15 protein-coding genes and 2 pseudogenes are annotated in these 14,977 nt (G+C 74.3%); 8 read left to right on the top strand and 9 right to left on the bottom strand.

The window, feature by feature from the left end:
* The first annotated feature begins 32 nt into the window (after positions 1–32).
* Positions 33–1,463, top strand: a complete 1,431-nt coding sequence (locus tag AB0924_RS25640; protein WP_366912627.1) for an NAD(P)/FAD-dependent oxidoreductase — start codon at positions 33–35, stop codon at positions 1,461–1,463.
* Between the two features lie 8 nt (positions 1,464–1,471).
* Here the strand turns inward: AB0924_RS25640 and AB0924_RS25635 are convergent, their stop codons facing one another.
* Positions 1,472–2,116, bottom strand: coding sequence for a peptide deformylase (locus AB0924_RS25635; RefSeq protein WP_358936924.1), 645 nt, complete (start codon positions 2,114–2,116; stop codon positions 1,472–1,474).
* 131 nt (positions 2,117–2,247) lie between these two features.
* On the opposite strand from AB0924_RS25635, the gene AB0924_RS25630 reads away from it, so the two are divergent.
* Positions 2,248–3,651, top strand: coding sequence for a PepSY domain-containing protein (locus AB0924_RS25630; RefSeq protein ID WP_366912626.1), 1,404 nt, complete (start codon positions 2,248–2,250; stop codon positions 3,649–3,651).
* Positions 3,652–3,699: 48 nt separating this feature from the next.
* Here the strand turns inward: AB0924_RS25630 and AB0924_RS25625 are convergent, their stop codons facing one another.
* The 6 genes from AB0924_RS25625 to AB0924_RS25600 form a co-directional block, all read right to left on the bottom strand.
* Positions 3,700–4,047, bottom strand: coding sequence for a tetratricopeptide repeat protein (locus tag AB0924_RS25625; protein ID WP_366912670.1), 348 nt, complete (start codon positions 4,045–4,047; stop codon positions 3,700–3,702).
* Between the two features lie 141 nt (positions 4,048–4,188).
* A complete protein-coding gene (locus AB0924_RS25620; protein WP_358936920.1) occupies positions 4,189–4,485 on the bottom strand; it encodes a hypothetical protein in 297 nt (98 codons plus the stop codon).
* Positions 4,486–4,593: 108 nt separating this feature from the next.
* Entirely contained in the window at positions 4,594–5,463 is an 870-nt protein-coding gene (locus tag AB0924_RS25615) for a carbohydrate ABC transporter permease (protein WP_366912625.1), read from the bottom strand.
* On the bottom strand, positions 5,460–6,425 hold the full coding sequence (locus AB0924_RS25610) for a sugar ABC transporter permease (protein ID WP_358936916.1): 966 nt from the start codon (positions 6,423–6,425) through the stop codon (positions 5,460–5,462). Before AB0924_RS25610 ends, AB0924_RS25615 begins: the two co-directional genes overlap by 4 nt.
* Positions 6,419–7,771 carry an ABC transporter substrate-binding protein gene (locus AB0924_RS25605; RefSeq protein ID WP_366912624.1) on the bottom strand — a complete coding sequence of 451 codons (1,353 nt, stop codon included), beginning with the start codon at positions 7,769–7,771 and terminating at the stop codon, positions 6,419–6,421. Before AB0924_RS25605 ends, AB0924_RS25610 begins: the two co-directional genes overlap by 7 nt.
* Positions 7,768–8,748 (bottom strand): GNAT family N-acetyltransferase, encoded by a 981-nt coding sequence (locus AB0924_RS25600; protein ID WP_358936912.1) that lies wholly within the window; start codon positions 8,746–8,748, stop codon positions 7,768–7,770. Before AB0924_RS25600 ends, AB0924_RS25605 begins: the two co-directional genes overlap by 4 nt.
* A 455-nt stretch (positions 8,749–9,203) precedes the next feature.
* On the opposite strand from AB0924_RS25600, the pseudogene AB0924_RS25595 reads away from it, so the two are divergent.
* The 3 genes and pseudogenes from AB0924_RS25595 to AB0924_RS25585 all read left to right on the top strand — a co-directional run.
* Positions 9,204–9,335, top strand: a pseudogene (locus tag AB0924_RS25595) (glycine radical domain-containing protein); the annotation flags it as partial.
* A 72-nt stretch (positions 9,336–9,407) separates the two neighbouring features.
* Positions 9,408–9,536, top strand: a pseudogene (locus AB0924_RS25590) (pyruvate formate-lyase 1-activating enzyme); the annotation flags it as partial.
* Positions 9,537–9,702: 166 nt separating this feature from the next.
* Entirely contained in the window at positions 9,703–10,548 is an 846-nt protein-coding gene (locus tag AB0924_RS25585) for a universal stress protein (RefSeq protein WP_366912623.1), read from the top strand.
* Between the two features lie 93 nt (positions 10,549–10,641).
* Here the strand turns inward: AB0924_RS25585 and AB0924_RS25580 are convergent, their stop codons facing one another.
* Complete coding sequence (locus tag AB0924_RS25580; protein ID WP_358937047.1) at positions 10,642–11,121, bottom strand: pyridoxamine 5'-phosphate oxidase family protein; 480 nt, start codon at positions 11,119–11,121, stop codon at positions 10,642–10,644.
* Positions 11,122–11,738: 617 nt separating this feature from the next.
* On the opposite strand from AB0924_RS25580, the gene AB0924_RS25575 reads away from it, so the two are divergent.
* The 3 genes from AB0924_RS25575 to AB0924_RS25565 all read left to right on the top strand — a co-directional run bounded on the left by AB0924_RS25575 (position 11,739) and on the right by AB0924_RS25565 (position 14,547).
* Positions 11,739–12,683 (top strand): universal stress protein, encoded by a 945-nt coding sequence (locus AB0924_RS25575; RefSeq protein WP_358937045.1) that lies wholly within the window; start codon positions 11,739–11,741, stop codon positions 12,681–12,683.
* Positions 12,684–12,777: 94 nt separating this feature from the next.
* Positions 12,778–13,503 carry a CBS domain-containing protein gene (locus tag AB0924_RS25570; protein WP_358936908.1) on the top strand — a complete coding sequence of 242 codons (726 nt, stop codon included), beginning with the start codon at positions 12,778–12,780 and terminating at the stop codon, positions 13,501–13,503.
* Between the two features lie 129 nt (positions 13,504–13,632).
* Complete coding sequence (locus AB0924_RS25565; protein WP_358936906.1) at positions 13,633–14,547, top strand: universal stress protein; 915 nt, start codon at positions 13,633–13,635, stop codon at positions 14,545–14,547.
* Positions 14,548–14,596: 49 nt separating this feature from the next.
* On the opposite strand, the gene AB0924_RS25560 is transcribed toward AB0924_RS25565, so the two are convergent.
* A partial coding sequence (locus AB0924_RS25560; protein ID WP_358936904.1) for a C40 family peptidase occupies positions 14,597–14,977 on the bottom strand: 381 nt, incomplete at its 5' end.

The raw sequence follows: 14,977 nt of genomic DNA, 5'->3' as shown, positions 1-14,977 counted from the left end.
CCCGCGTACCAACCACCCACCAGACTGACCCCATGACGGAAACGGAATCCATCGCGTACGACGTCGTGGTGCTCGGGGCCGGGCCCGTGGGGGAGAACGTCGCCGACCGCACCCGTGCGGCCGGCCTCACCACCGCGGTCGTGGAGAGCGAACTGGTCGGCGGCGAGTGTTCGTACTGGGCGTGCATGCCCAGCAAGGCCCTGCTCAGGCCGGTGATCGCCCAGGCGGACGCACGTCGCCTGCCCGGCCTGGAGCAGTCGGTCCAGGGCCCCCTCGACACCCCCGCCGTCCTCGCCCGGCGGGACGACTACACCTCGCACTGGCAGGACGACGGCCAGATCCGCTGGCTGGAGGGCACCGGCGCCGAGCTGTACCGCGGCCAGGGCCGGCTGGCCGGCCCCCGCACGGTCACCGTGACCGGCCCCGACGGCACGGTCACCACGCTCACCGCCCGGCACGCCGTCGCCGTCTGCACCGGCACCAGCGCCCGGCTGCCCGGCTTGCCGGGACTGGACGGGGTCAAGCCGTGGACCAGCCGCGAGGCCACCAGCGCCAAGGCGGCGCCCGGCCGGCTGATCGTCGTCGGTGGCGGGGTCGTCGCCACCGAGATGGCCACCGCCTGGCAGGCCCTCGGCTCCCGGGTCACCCTGCTGGTGCGGGGCAAGGGCCTGCTGAGCCGGATGGAGCCGTTCGCCGGGGAACTGGTCGCCGACGCCCTCACCGAGGCGGGCGTGGACGTCCGCACCGGCACCTCCGTCGAGTCCGTCTCCCGCGAGAACGGCACCGTCGTTGTCGTCACCGGCGCCGGGGACCGCGTCGAGTCCGACGAGATCCTCTTCGCCACCGGGCGCGCCCCGCGGACCGAGGACATCGGGCTGGACACCGTCGGCCTGGAACCCGGCTCCTGGCTCGACGTGGACGACAGCCTGCGGGTCACCGGCACCGACTGGCTGTACGCGGTCGGCGACGTCAACCACCGTGCCCTCCTCACCCACCAGGGCAAGTACCAGGCCCGGATCGCGGGCGCCGCGATCGCCGCGCGCGCCGCCGGCGCGGAACCGCCGGACGAGCCCTGGGGCGCGCACGCGGCAACCGCCGACCACCACGCCGTACCCCAGGTCGTCTTCACCGACCCGGAGGCCGCCGCCGTCGGGCTCTCCCTGGCCGAGGCCGAACAGGCCGGCCACCGCGTCCGCGCCGTCGACGTCGAGTTCTCCTCGGTCGCGGGCGCCGGCCTGTACGGCGACGGCTACAAGGGCCGCGCCCGGATGGTCGTCGACGTGGAGGAGGAGATCCTGCGCGGGGTCACCTTCGTCGGTCCCGGCGTCGGCGAGCTGATCCACTCCGCGACCGTCGCGGTCGCCGGCCGGGTCCCGGTCGGCCGGCTCTGGCACGCCGTCCCGTCGTACCCGACGCTGAGCGAGGTGTGGCTGCGGCTGCTGGAGGCATACCGGGACAACTGAGCCACGGCTTACGGCAGTTCGAAGCCGAGCGCCTCGGCCGCCGTCTGCGGTGTCGGCTGCGCCCACAGGGCCGCGACCGCCTCGTTCGTGGAGAGCGAGCGCGGCTGCGCCCGGTCGAGATAGAGGACGCCGTCGAGGTGGTCCGTCTCGTGCTGGACGATTCTGGCGGGCCAGCCGGTGAACACCTCGTCCAGCGCGGAGCCGTGCTCGTCCTCGCCGCGCAGCCGCACCTCGGCGTGCCGGGCCACCACGGCCTGCCAGCCCGGCACGCTCAGGCAGCCCTCGAAGAACGCGGCACGGGCGCTGCCCACCGGCTCGTACGACGGGTTGACCAGGACGCGGAACGGCTGCGGTACGCGCCCCCGGATCCGCGCCACCTCCTCCGGCACCGGCGCCGGGTCCTCGATGACCGCGATCCGCAGCGGAATCCCGACCTGCGGCGCGGCCAGGCCCACGCCCGGCGCCGCGTGCATGGTCAGTCGCAGCGCCTCGACGAGGCGGGCCAGCAGGGCGGGGCCGAGCTGGCCGTCGTAAGCCTCGGTGCCGCGCCTGAGGACCGGCCGTCCGGCCGCGACGATGGGCAAGGGGCCGCCCGCGGCGAGGAGTTCCTCGACCCGTTCGGCGAGCGGTGCCTGATCACTGGGAGGTGCCATCGCGTCAGAATGCCATGACCGTCCGCCTGTCGTGTGGCACAGGTCACCAACACCCCGGGGAACTCGGTGCTCTTCCGGCCCGACTACTGGACCGTCACCGCTGGAGAACCCGCACCGAAAGAAGCCCGCCGATGTCCACCGCTCCCTCGCCCACCAAGGACGAGGCGCCCGCCCCGGCCCCCGCCCCGGGCCGCTGGGCCCCGCTGCGTCCGCTCGTGCTGCGCCTGCACTTCTACGCCGGACTGCTCGTCGCCCCGTTCCTGCTGGCCGCCGCCGTCACCGGGCTGCTCTACGCGGGCTCCTTCCAGGCCGAGGAGATCGTGTACCGCCATGAGCTGACGGTGCCGGCCGGCGAGCGGGAACTGCCCGTCTCCGCCCAGGTCGCCGCCGCCCGCGAGGCCCACCCCGAGGGCACCGTCGCGGCGGTACGGCCCGCGCCCGAGGCCGGTTCGACCACCCGGGTGCTGCTCTCCGGAGTCGAGGGCGTGGACCCCGACCGCACCCTGGCCGTGTTCGTGAACCCGTACACCGGCGAGATCCGCGGCGCGCTCGAACAGTACGGCTCGACCGGCGCCCTGCCGCTGCGCACCTGGGTCGACGAGCTCCACCGCGACCTGCACCTGGGCGGCACCGGCCGGCTGTACAGCGAACTCGCGGCGAGCTGGCTGTGGGTGATCGCGGGCGGCGGGCTGGTGCTCTGGTTCTCCCGGCGGCGGGCGCTGCGCAGGCTGCGCGGCACCGGCGGCCGGCGCCGCACCCTCGGCCTGCACGGCACGGTCGGCGCCTGGACCGCCGCCGGGTTCCTGTTCCTGTCGGCGACCGGCCTGACCTGGTCGACGTACGCCGGTGGCCACATCGGCGACCTGCGCACCTCGCTCGGCCAGGCGACGCCCACGCTGTCGGCGGCCGTGAGCGGCGGCGAGCACGCGGGCCACGGAGCGGCGGCCGGCGCCGGCGGCACCGGGGAGCACGGCGTGGGCCTGGACCGGGTGCTCGCGACGGCCCGGGCCGAGGGGCTGGGCGGCCCGGTGGAGATCGTTCCGCCGGCCGGCGAAGACAGCGGGTACGTCGTCAAGCAGGTGCGGCGCGAGTGGCCCGAGAAGCAGGACGCCGTCGCCGTCGATCCCGCCAGCGGCGAGGTCACCGGCGAACTGCGCTTCGCCGACTACCCGGTGCTCGCCAAGCTGACCCGCTGGGGCATCGACCTGCACACCGGCGTCCTCTTCGGACTCGCCAACCAGATCGCCCTCGCCCTCCTCGCCCTCGCCCTGATCCTGCTGATCGTGTGGGGCTACCGCATGTGGTGGCAGCGGGGCCGCGGCTCCGCCTTCGGCCGTCCGGTGCCGCGCGGCGCCTGGGCCCAGGTGCCGCCGTACCTCCTGGTGCCGGCGCTGGCCGCAATCGCCGTCCTCGGCTGGTTCGTGCCGCTGCTCGGCATCCCGCTGGCCGCCTTCGTCGCCGTGGACGTGGTCCTCGGTGAGATCGCGTACCGGCGTGGACGGCGCACGTACCGGAGCGCGCCCGGCGCGAGATAGCGCGAAGGGCCCGGTTCCCGCACGGAACCGGGCCCATGGCCGGCGCTCTCACTCCTCGGGGAAGTCGCCCGCGAGCGCCGCGGCGATGCGCAGATGCGGGGTCGCCTCGTCGTGCCGGGCCTGCCGCTGGAGGGTACGGCCCAGCATCAGCCGGGCGTAGTGCTCCACCGGGTCCCGCTCCACGATGATCCGCAGCTCGGCCTCCGCCCGGCGCAACTGGGCCGAGTGGTAGTAGGCGCGCGCCAGCAGCAGCCGGGGCCCGCTCTGCTCCGGCACCTCCTCGACCAGCCGCGCCAGCACCCGCGCCGCGCCGGCGTAGTCCTTGGCGTCGAAGAACAGCCGCGCGCGCTCCCAGCGCTCGCCCGGGGTGCCGTGGTCGTAGTACGTGGTCTCCACTCGCGTCTCCACTGATGACCTCCTTCGGGGGCCACAACGGAACGCGATAGTTCAATATTCCACTATCTGGCCGCCGACGGCCGCCGGACCGGCTCCTCGGCGTGGCCGACACCCGGCGGAGGGCGGCGCGGCCCCCTTCGCTCAGGGCCGTGCCCACTGCCGGTCGTAGCGCGGGACCGTGGCGCCGCCGCCGGCCCGGACGGCCTCGACCACCGCCTGGTGCAGGTCCCGGCTCTCGGGCTGCGAGGAGCAGGGCACCGGGCTGCCGGTCAGCGTGTAGCACTGGGAGGTGCCGGTGTACTGGACCTGGACGACGGCCTGCTTGGCGTCCCAGGTGGTGTGCACGGTCAGGTCGCCGGTGACGATCCCGGCCTCGTCGGTACGGACGCCTCCCGGCCCCGTGAAGACGCCCTGCGTCGTCCAAGATGTCTGGACCATGATTCCGGCCTCCCTCGTGAACGCGGGCGCGGCTCCTCCTCGGGCGGCCCGCCTCCGCACGGATCCAGTGTGTGCCCAGTCCCGGCGGACGGCCTGTCGGGAGGCCGGTCACTTGAGGCCGCTGAGCATGACGCCGCGGACGTAGTACTTCTGCAGCAACAGGAAGACGATCAGCACCGGCAGGATGCTCAGCACCAGACCGGCCATGACGATGGGCATCGTGCGGGACGGGTCGACGTAGTCCTGCAGCAGCTGGATGCCGACCGGCAGGGTCATCACGTCCGGGTCGGCGGTCGAGACGAGCAGCGCCCAGATGTACTCGTTCCAGGCGTCGACGAAGGTCAGCAGCCCGAGCGTCACCACGACCGGCTTGGTCTGCGGCACCACGATCCGCCACCACACCGCGAACTCACCGGCCCCGTCGATGCGCGCGGCCTCCAGCACCTCGTCCGGGATCGAGACCATGAACTGGCGCATCAGGAAGATCCCGAAGCCGTTGACGAGGAACGGCATGGTGAGCGCCACGATGCTGACGGTCAGGCCCGCGCCGCCGCGCCCGAGCAGGTCGTTGCCGCCCGCCAGCGGCCAGTGCACAAGGATCAGCAAGTGCGGGACGAAGAAGAGGAACGGCGGGAACATCATCGTCGACAGCACCAGACGGAAGACGAAGTCCCGTCCGGGAAAGCGGAGTTTGGCGAGCGCGTACCCGGCGAGCGACGAGGTGACCAGCACCGACCCGGTGATCACGGCGGTCGCGACGACACTGTTGCGGAAGAGCACCGGCAGGTCGAGCTGGTCGACCGCCGCCCGGTAGTTGGACAGGTCGAACGCCTTCGGCAGGAACCGGTACGGCAGCGTGCCGGACTCGCCCGGTCCCTTGAAGGACGTCATCACCATGTCCAGGAACGGCACCATGGTGAGCACCGCGCCGCTCACCACCAGCAGGTACGACAGCCACGGCAAACGGCGGCGGATCACGCGTCCTCCCCCTTGCGCCGGAACAGCGGCAGCTGCAGCAGGGTGACCACGAGGACCACCAGGAACAGCACGAAGGCGGCGGCGCTCGCGGTGCCCCAGTCGCCGTAGCTGAAGGCCTGCCGGTACATCTCCAGCGCGGCGACGGCGGTCGCGTCGCCCGGCCCGCCCTTCGTCATCACGATGATCAGAGCGAACGACTGCAGACCGGTCAGGAACTGGGTCACGCACACGAACAGCAGGGACGGCCGCAGCAGCGGCAGGGTGATTTGGAGGAACACGGTGACGGGCCCGGCTCCGTCGAGCGCGGCGGCCTCGTAGTACGAGCCGGGGATGGACTTCAGCCCGGCGGTCAGGACGAGGATCGCGGTGCCGACCGAGGCCCAGGCCTGGACGACCACCACCGAGGGCAGCGCGGTGCCGGGGTCCTGCAGAAACGCCACCGAACCGATCCCGAGGGCGTTGAGCACACCGTTGACCAGGCCGCCCGGCTCGTACATGTACTTCCACACGTTGCCGACGGCGACGACGGTCGTCACGATCGGCAGGAAGTACAGGGTGCGCCACAGCCCCTGGAACCGAAGCTTGTCGATGCAGGTGGCGACGAGCACGGAACCGGTGAGCGCGAGCGCCACGGTGCCCAGCGCGTACAGCAGCGTGTTGGTGAGGACCGGCGTCAGGAACGTCGATCCGTCCGTGAAGAGGCCGGCGAAGTTGTCCAGGCCCACCGGCTCGATGTCGCCGAGGTCGAACCCGGTCCAGCGGGACATCGACAGCAGCAGCGCGAAACCGAGCGGCAGGAACAGGAAGACGGCGAAGAACAGCAGCGTCGGCGCCAGGAACAGATAGGCGACGGCGGTCTGACGGCGCCGGGCCCGCCCCGGGCGGCCGGCGGCGGTGGGCCGTGCGTACCGGGTGCCCCGGTCCGCCTGCCCGGCCGCCTCCGGCGCCAGCGTGTTCACCATGAGCGCGACACCTCCTGGTCGACCTGCCGGCGGGTGGTGCGCAGCGCCTCGTCGACCGACCGCTGACCGCTCCACAGCGCCTCGATGTTCTTGCGCAGCAGCGACTTGGCCGCTTGCGCGCCCGGCACGTTCGGCTCGGGCACCGCGTACGCCAGCGCGTCCAGGAACGGGCGCAGATTCGGGTCGCCGCCCCGGCCCAGCAGGGTCCGCATGTCGTCGGCGCGGCCGGTCAGGGAGCCGACCGACACCTGCAGGGCGCTCATCCGGGTCGCCACCGCGCCGCTGGGGGCCCCTTTCACGCCCACCTTCTCGGTGTTCAGCCAGCGCAGGAACTCCCAGGCCTCGCGGGGGTGTTCACTGGCCGCGTTGACCCCCAGCATGAAGCCGGTGGAGAGGGTGGCGCGCCTGCCGTCCGCCTCCGGCAGCGGCACGGGCGCGACGCCGACGTCCCGGTAACCGGCGCCCATCAGCTCCTTCAGGCTCCCGGTCCACCAGCCGGCGCTGATCACCATGGCCACCTGTCCGGAGGGGAACGCCTTGTAGACGTTGACGCCGGGTGCGCTGGCGCCCGCGGCGACGAGCCGGTGCTCCAGGTCGAACACGGCCCGGCCGGCCGCCGAGTCGATGGCGGTGCTCCGGCCGTCCGCGGAGACGAACCTGCCCCCGGCGGCGTTGAGCAGGGCGAGGGTCTGGCCGACGGTGGTGGAGTCGTCGTAGGTCGACAGGCCGAACCCCTGCGCCAGCGTGTTGCCGTACCGGTCCCGCCGGGCGGTGCGGTGGGCCGCCTCCTCCAGCTCCCGCCAGGTGCGCGGCGGTCCGTCGAGCCCGGCCGCGCGCAGCAGCCGCTTGTTGTAGTAGAGCGCGTAGGTCTGCGCCTCGGTGGGATAGCCGTAGACCCGGCCGCCCACCGAGGCGGCGCGGACCGCCGCCTCGCCGTAGCCGCGGCCGATCTCGTCGGCGTGCTCGGGCGGGGCGGGCCGCAGGACGCCGGCCCGGACGAGCTGGCCGTTCCACAGGCAGTACGGGTGGAGGATGTCAGCGCTCTGGCCCGCGGCCTGCCGGACCATGAACGTGGTCAGCAGATCGGTGAACTCCACGGCTTCCGTACGGACCTTGACCCGGTCGTGCGTGGCGTTCCACTCGTCGACCGGGCCCTGCAGGGCCTGCTTCAGCTCGCCGCTCGCGTAGTGGGAGAGCAGGGTCAGCTCGATCGGGTCCCCGGGCCGGCCGGTGCCCCGGTGCGGCGCCGCGCATCCGGAGGCGAGCAGCGCCGAGGGGAGTGCGAGGGCGAAGTGACGGCGGCTCAGCCCGCCCGCTGCCCCGGAGCCGCGGCGGGCGGGCGTCACAGGGCGGCCTCCCGGCGCAGCACCCGGAACACCCGGGTGCTGCTGAAGCCCGCCTTGCGGTACATGTGGCCCGCCGGGGAACGGGCGCCGGTCCACAGGAACCACGCGGAGTGCGCGCGGCGCGCCCGCATCCGCTCCAGGACCAGGTGCAGCAGGACCTCGCCGAGTCCGGTGCCGCGCATCTCCTCCCGGACACCGATCGGGCCGAAGCGCTCGTCCACCCCGTCGAACGCCCCGTGCATCGCCCAGCCGGACATGCGCCCGGCGGGGTCCCGGGCGACGACGATCCGGTCGAGCGGCGTGCCCGCGGTCAGACACGCCCGGATCGTGCACGCCCAGTCCGGGCCGAAGTGGCCGCCGGCGAGCGCGAGGAGGTCCACAAGGTCGTCGTCGGACGGAGTGGTGAACCGGTGGCCGCGGGCCGCCAGCTCGCCCAGCCGGCGGGCGACGCCGTCGGGGAGGTGGTAGCCGACCAGGCCCCGGTGCATCGCCGTCGCCTCGTACAGCGTGCGGAAGCCCAGGGATTCGAGCAGTGCGGCGGCCTGTGGATAGGCCTCGGCGTCCAGGCCGGGGAGGACGTAGTCGGGGGTGTACGAGGAGAAGTCCACCCGGGTGCGTCCGTGGCCGTGCAGCCAGTCGAGGGCGTCGGTCAGCAGCCGGCGGCCCAGACCTCGCCCGCGGGCGTCCGGGTCGACGAAGAAGAACGGGATCCACCCCTGCTCCGGCTCCAGATCGGTGCCGGCCAGCGGCGTCAGCCGGCGCACCGCGTAGGCGGCGCCCACGACACGTTCGCCGTCGACGGCGACCCGGAGACCCTCCGGGTCGAAGTTGGCGTCGAGCAGCACCAGGGAGCGGAAGCGGTCCGCGGTGACGGCGTCAGTGGGCGCGCTCCGGCGCCACGTCTCCACCAGCGGTGGTCCGTCACCGGCGCGAAAGCCCCGGATCGCGGTCCGTGAGGTCGTGGTGAGATCGGTCATCGACGGGGTCGTCCTTCCCGGTGTCACGGTGGTTCCGGGTGCCAGGGGTGGAGCGGCACGTCGTCGCCGGCCCACCGGCCCGGTTCCGTGCTCGTCCCTGGGCCCCGTCCGCCGGTGACATCTCGAAACGATTGCCCGAAATCTACTGGTATGCCGTGGAAATTAGCAATGATCTGCCACCGGGTCGCGCCGTCCCGTCCACGCGGTCCCGCCTGTCGGGCCGCGCTGTTCCCCGACAGGGCCGTTGGGGCATCCCTGTCTCCCATGGTCGGAGGGGGAGGACGGGGGCACGGGCACGGAGGAGCGGACGGCGGCGGGGAGTCCCGGCCCGGTTGTCCCGCCGCGCATGGACGCGCTGCTGAGTGAGCTTCGGGAACATGACGAGCGGGTACGCGGGGGTCGGTGACCGCGTGCAGACCGTGCTCGACGCGGTGATGGCGATCGGCAGCGACCTCGACGCCATGGAACCCCCGGAGAAATAACCGGAGCTGACGATCCGGGTCTCCGGATACGCCGTCGACTTCGTCCGCCTGACCCGCGAGCAGCGGCTCGACGTGATCAGCCGCACCTTCCACGGCTCGCTGTGAACCCGGCGACGGTCCCGGCCGCGCGGCAGCCGGGCCGGCCGGAACGGCTCACCGGCCGGGTGCACTCCTGGGAGGCTCGGCGCCCACAAGTACGACGCCCTCGGCATCGGTTTCCCGCTGCGCGACACCCCCGTCCCCGCCCCGGAGCTGACGGAACGGACGCGGCGGCAGTTCCGGGAGCACGGCCTCCGGGCCCTGTGACCCGCTCGTACATCCGCTCAGGCGGCCCGCGTTGGAGACGAGGCCGCCGGGGTACCCACGCGTCCGGCGCCGGGGCCGCCCGGCCCGGACGGCGGGACCAGTGGCCCCTGCGGCCCCGGGCGCCGCACCGCGAGACTCGGGTCCGCATCCGAGAAGGAGGTCGAGCATGCCCCGTACCATCACCGTCGGCGTGGGCGGTTCCCCCGGCTCACTGGCCGCGGCGGACTGGGCCGCCCATGAGGCCCACCGCCGGGACGTCCCGCTGCGTCTCGTCCATGCCACTCAGCGCGCCGCCGCGGAGGACGGCGCGCTGACCGAGGCCGTGGCGCGGATCACCCGCCGCCACCCCGACCTCTCCGTCGACGCCGGCCGGGTCGCCGCCGAGCCGGTCTCCGCGCTGCTCAGGGCGGCCGAGGACGCCGAGCTGGTCGTACTCGGCCCACCCGGTGCGGGCGGCATCGGCGGCCTGCCGGGCGGATCCGTCGCGCTCGCCGTCGTGACGCGGAGCCGGCGTCCCGTCGTCCTCGTCCCGGGCGGACACCGGCCGGACGAGGACCGGGCCGGCGCCCGTGGCGCGACCACGACCGCCGAGGTCGTCGTGGGCCTGGAGCTGACGGACCCGCACGACGCGGTGCTGGAGTTCGCGTTCGACGCCGCCGACCGCCGCGCCACGGGGCTGCGGGTCGTCCACGGCCGGCGGGAACCGGACGCCCACGACCCGGGCGCCGACGCCGGCGCCGTGCCGGGGGCCGAGATGACCGCGGTGCCGGGCGGGCACGTCCTGCCGGACGTACTGCGCACCTGGCAGGAGAAGTTCCCCGGGGTCGAGGTCGCCGAGCAGGCCGTGATCGGCACGGCCGGGACCCACCTGGCCGAGGCCTCCGGTGACGCGTCCCTGGTCGTGGTGGGCCACGCCGGACGCCGGACGCCCCTCGGCAGGGCCGTCGGGCCGGTCACCCGGGCGCTGCTGCACCACGGCTCGGCCCCGGTCGGGGTGGTCCCGCACGGCTGAGCCCACGAGGGAAGGGCCCGCCGGTTTCGGCCGGCGGGCCCTTCCCCTGCCCGGGCGGACGGCCGGGGCGCTCCCGGGCGTCCTGGGGCGCTCTCATGCGCCGTCCGCGTCACCGGCGGTGAGAGGGCCGTCGGCCGTGAGCCGGACACCGGTGACGAGATCGGGGCTGATGCGCACGGCGTGGTCCATGGTGTGCCCCGTCCAGGGCACCAGCAGTTCCTGGTAGCGGGCCAGTTCGGCGGGATCGGTCACCAGCCGGGCGTATCCGGTGGCCACCACGCTCCAGCCGAGGTGGGTGTCCGGGTCGATGACGTCGGCCTCGTAGGCGACGACGACACCGGCGCCGTCGGCCTTCTGGGCGCGCGCGGTCAGGGCCGCGCCGTCGTGGGTGCGGATGACGATGTCGCCGCCGTCCAGGACGTGGTTCACCGGACGCACCGTCGGCAGCGCGTGCCGGGTGAAGACGATCCGGCCGAAGGGGACGCTGCCCAGCAGCCGCAGGGCCTCGTCGCGGTCCAGCTCGATGCTCCGGCGCGCCCCCGGAGGAAGGGAGGGGGCCTCGCCGGCGGTCATGGCGGGCTTCCGTGCGGTCTCGTTGGTCACTGCCGTCTGTCTCTGGTCGAGGGCCGGGAGGTGAACGGGCGGCCGTCCGCGGCGGACGCCGGAGCGCACGCCGCGGACGGATGCCATCACCTCATTGGACTCGTGCGGGAACCGCTCACGCCAGGGCCGTTCGGCCCCCGTCCGCCTCCGGTCGGCCCTGCCCGCCGCAGTCGGACCCAGGGGGCTGGGCTGTCGAGTCGGGTCCAGTCCCCCCGGGGCGGGCCGAAGGTCCCGTCGCCTCGGGCCGGCGGGGCGGGGCACCGGGTGGCTGCCGTGACCGGGCCGGGCGCGGGAGGCTGGGGGAGGGCCGGGCCCCGCGGTCCCGGCCCGCGACGACGCGGTACCCGCGACCACAGAAGGCGACTGGGCCGGCTGTGCGCCCGGCTCCCCGTCGTCCACGACCACACCTGGCTGCGCTGACCCCCGTGCCGGGACGGCCCCCTCGCGAGGCCGCCCCGGCCACCGGCCGCCAGGGCCCATCGGCCCGCCCGAGGGACCGGCGGCCCCTGCCACGACAGACCTGCTCGGACGACGCTGGAACCGGGACCGGAGGGTCCCCGATTCAGGAAGTGGAGAAGACCATGCCCCTGCCCCGCACCATCACCGTAGGGCTCGACGGCTCGCCCGAGAGCCGCGCCGCCGCGGAGTGGGCCGCCCGCGAGGCGAACCCGCGCGGACTGCCGGTGAAGCTGGTCCACGTGTGGCAGCCGCTGCCCGAGCCCATGGCCCAGGCCCCGCTGCTGGGCGCCGAGACCCGCCAGTACTGGACCGGCCAGGACGAGAGCGGGGCCTCCCAGGCGGAGGGCTGGGGGAACATGCTGCGGGAGGCGGCCGAGGGCCTGCGGCTGCGCCACCCCGGCCTCGAGGTGGGCACCGAACAGCTCACCGGTCGGCCCGCCGAGGTACTGGCCGGCATCGCGGAGGACGCGGAGACCCTCGTACTCGGCTCACGCGGCCTGGGCGGCGTCGGCGGCTTCCTGGTCGGTTCGGTCGGCCTCGCGGTCCTGACGCACACCGAGCGGCCCGTGGTCCTGGTCCGCGCCGGCGAACAGGCCGCGGACGAACACGAACAGGATCCTGCGGGCATCCCCTCCGCGGCCACCCCGTTCCGGCCGGTCCTGCTCGGCCTGGACACCGCCGGCCCGGACGCGGCACCGATCGAGTTCGCTTTCGAGACCGCCGCGCGCCGCGGCGTACCGCTGCGCGTGCTGCACGGCTGGAACCCGCCCCGCTACCACCCCTACGGCCTGGCGCCCGACCCCGAGGTCACCGCGATGGTGGCGCGGAGCGACGCCGCAGCCCTGGCCGAGGCGCTGGAACCCTGGCAGCGGAAGTACCCGGACGTCGAGGTCGTCGCCGAGTCCCGTGGCGAGAGCCCCTCGGCCGTCCTCGTCGAAGCCGCCCGCGACGCCTCCCTGGTCGTCGTCGGCCGGCGCATCCGTCGCTCGGGCGTGGGTACCCACATCGGTCCGGTGACCCACGCCGTACTGCACCACGCGACCGCCCCCGTCGCCGTCGTGGCCCACGACTGAGCGCACCGGAAGCGGAACCGGAGGGGAGAACGGATCATGAGGGCAGCGGTCGTACGGGCCCGCTGGGCGCAGGTGAGCTGAGGGAGGGAACACCATGAAGCACGACAAGGTCGGCTCCGTGATGACCACCGAGGTCGTCCGGGCGGCGTACGGCACCCCGTTCAAAGAAGTGGCACGGCTGCTCGCCGAACACCGGATCAGCGGACTGCCGGTGGTCGACGAGGACGAGAAGGTCGTCGGCGTCCTGTCCGAGGCCGACCTGGTGGCCCGTCAGGCCGAGCCACCCGAGCCCGCCCGGCGCCGTCTGCCCGCCCTGGCGCTGACCGGCGCCGCCCGGCGCCGCGCCGCCAAGGACCGGGCCCGCACGGCCGGCCGGCTGATGACCGAGCCGCCCGTCACCGTGGGCGCCGGGGCCACCGTCGCCGAGGCCGCCCGGACCATGACCGAGCGGGGCGTGGAACGGCTGCCCGTCGTGGACGAGGAGGACCGGCTGGTCGGCATCGTCACCCGGCGCGACCTGCTCCAGGTCTTCCTCAAGCCGGACCGGGGCATCCGCGACGAGGTGATCGAGGAGATCCTGCGGCGCGCGCTGTGGCTGCCGCCGCGGAGCGTCGACGTCTCCGTGGTGGAGGGCGTGGTGACCCTCGCCGGCCGGATGGAGCGCAAGAGCGACACGGAGATCGCCGTGTCGATGACCCGCCGGATCGACGGCGTCGTGGCCGTGGTCGACCGGCTCACCTACCGGCTGGACGACTCCCACCTGCGGCCCGCCCGGCATCAGCCGCACGGCGTCACCGAGGACTGGCTGCGCAGCCTGTGAGAAGCGCTGGACGGCGACGCCCGCCAGGGCGCCGGCCGCTCCACGCGCGAACGCGCGACGCCGGCGCCTGCCGCCGGGGGCCGCGCGAACCGGCACCAACGAGCAGAACCCGTACAGGAGGTGGGCACCATGCCCGCACCCGAGTCCGCACCCGTCATCGCCGGAGTCGACGGATCACCCGAAAGCCTCGCCGCCGCCGAGTGGGCGGCCCGCGAGGCGGCGCGGCGCGACCGGCCACTGCGCCTGATCCACGCCAGGGAGTGGCATCCGGCCGGGCCGGACGGCGAGCCCGTGAACGCCACGCGGCGGCAGCCGGCGCCACCGGCGCTGCGCCGGGCGGAGGAACGGATCCACGGCGCGGTCCCCGCCGCGCGCGTCACCGACGAGGAGATGGAGGGCCCGGCGACCGCCGCCCTGCTGAAGGCGGCCGAACGGGCGGAGTTGCTCGTCCTGGGCTCGCGCGGGCTGACCGGTCTCGCCGGGTTCCTGGTGGGGTCCGTGGCGCTGGGGGTGGTCGGGCAGGCCACCGGACCCGTCGTCCTGGTCAGGGCGGGCGAGGACGCCGCGGACGAGCACCTGCCGGCCGCGGGTGGCAGCGCCTCGACCCGCACCGGTTACCGCGACGTGGTGCTGGCTCTCGACGTCAAGGACCCGTGCGACGAGGTCATCGAGTTCGCCTTCGAGGCGGCCCGGCTGCGGCGGGCCCGGCTGCGCGCGGTGCACGCCTGGCAGTCGCCGCCCGCCTTCGGCCTCGGCCCCGGTGACATCGCCCTGGTGGACGGCCCCTGCCGGGCGGAGGAGTGGCAGGGCTTCGTCTCCGCCGTCCTCCAGGTCTGGCGGGACAAGTGCCCCGACGTGGACGTCCTGGAGACGGTCGTACGGGAGAAGCCGGCCACCGCGCTGGTGCGGGCCGCGTCCGGCGCGAGCCTGCTCGTGGTGGGCCGCCGTCTCACCGGCCGGCCGGCGCTGGTGCGTACGGGCCCCGTCACCCACGCCGCGATACGTCACGTCGGCTGCCCCGTGGCCGTCGTACCGCACCACTGAGCGGGCGGCCGGTCACCAGGGTGCCGCCGCGGTCACCGCGTGAAGAGGGTCAGACGCGGACGCCGAACATGAACGGCCCGCCGATGGTGTCCATCGACTCGTACCGCACGACCGTGCCGGTGCGAGGGGCGTGCAGTACCTGGCCGTTGCCGGCGTAGAGGCCGACGTGGTGCAGGTCGTTGAAGAAGAAGACCAGGTCGCCGACCTGGAGCTGGCTGCGGGTGAGGCGAGTGCCGATGCCGGACTGGGCCTCGGAGGTGCGGGGTATGGAGACGCCGGCCTGGGCGTAGGCCCAGGAGGTCAGGCCCGAGCAGTCGAAGGAGGAGGGGCCGGTCGCGCCGTAGACGTACGGGGTGCCGATCTTGCTCTGCGCGGCGGAGAACGCCGCGGCGGCCCGGCCGGAGGCGGAGGAGTCGTTGCCGAGGTCCAC

This window comes from Streptomyces sp. NPDC047869 (assembly GCF_040704065.1).
Taxonomy (GTDB): Bacteria; Actinomycetota; Actinomycetes; order Streptomycetales; family Streptomycetaceae; genus Streptomyces.
The sequence above is the reverse complement of the archived record's forward strand: the minus strand, read 5'-3'. Positions and strand labels throughout refer to the sequence as shown.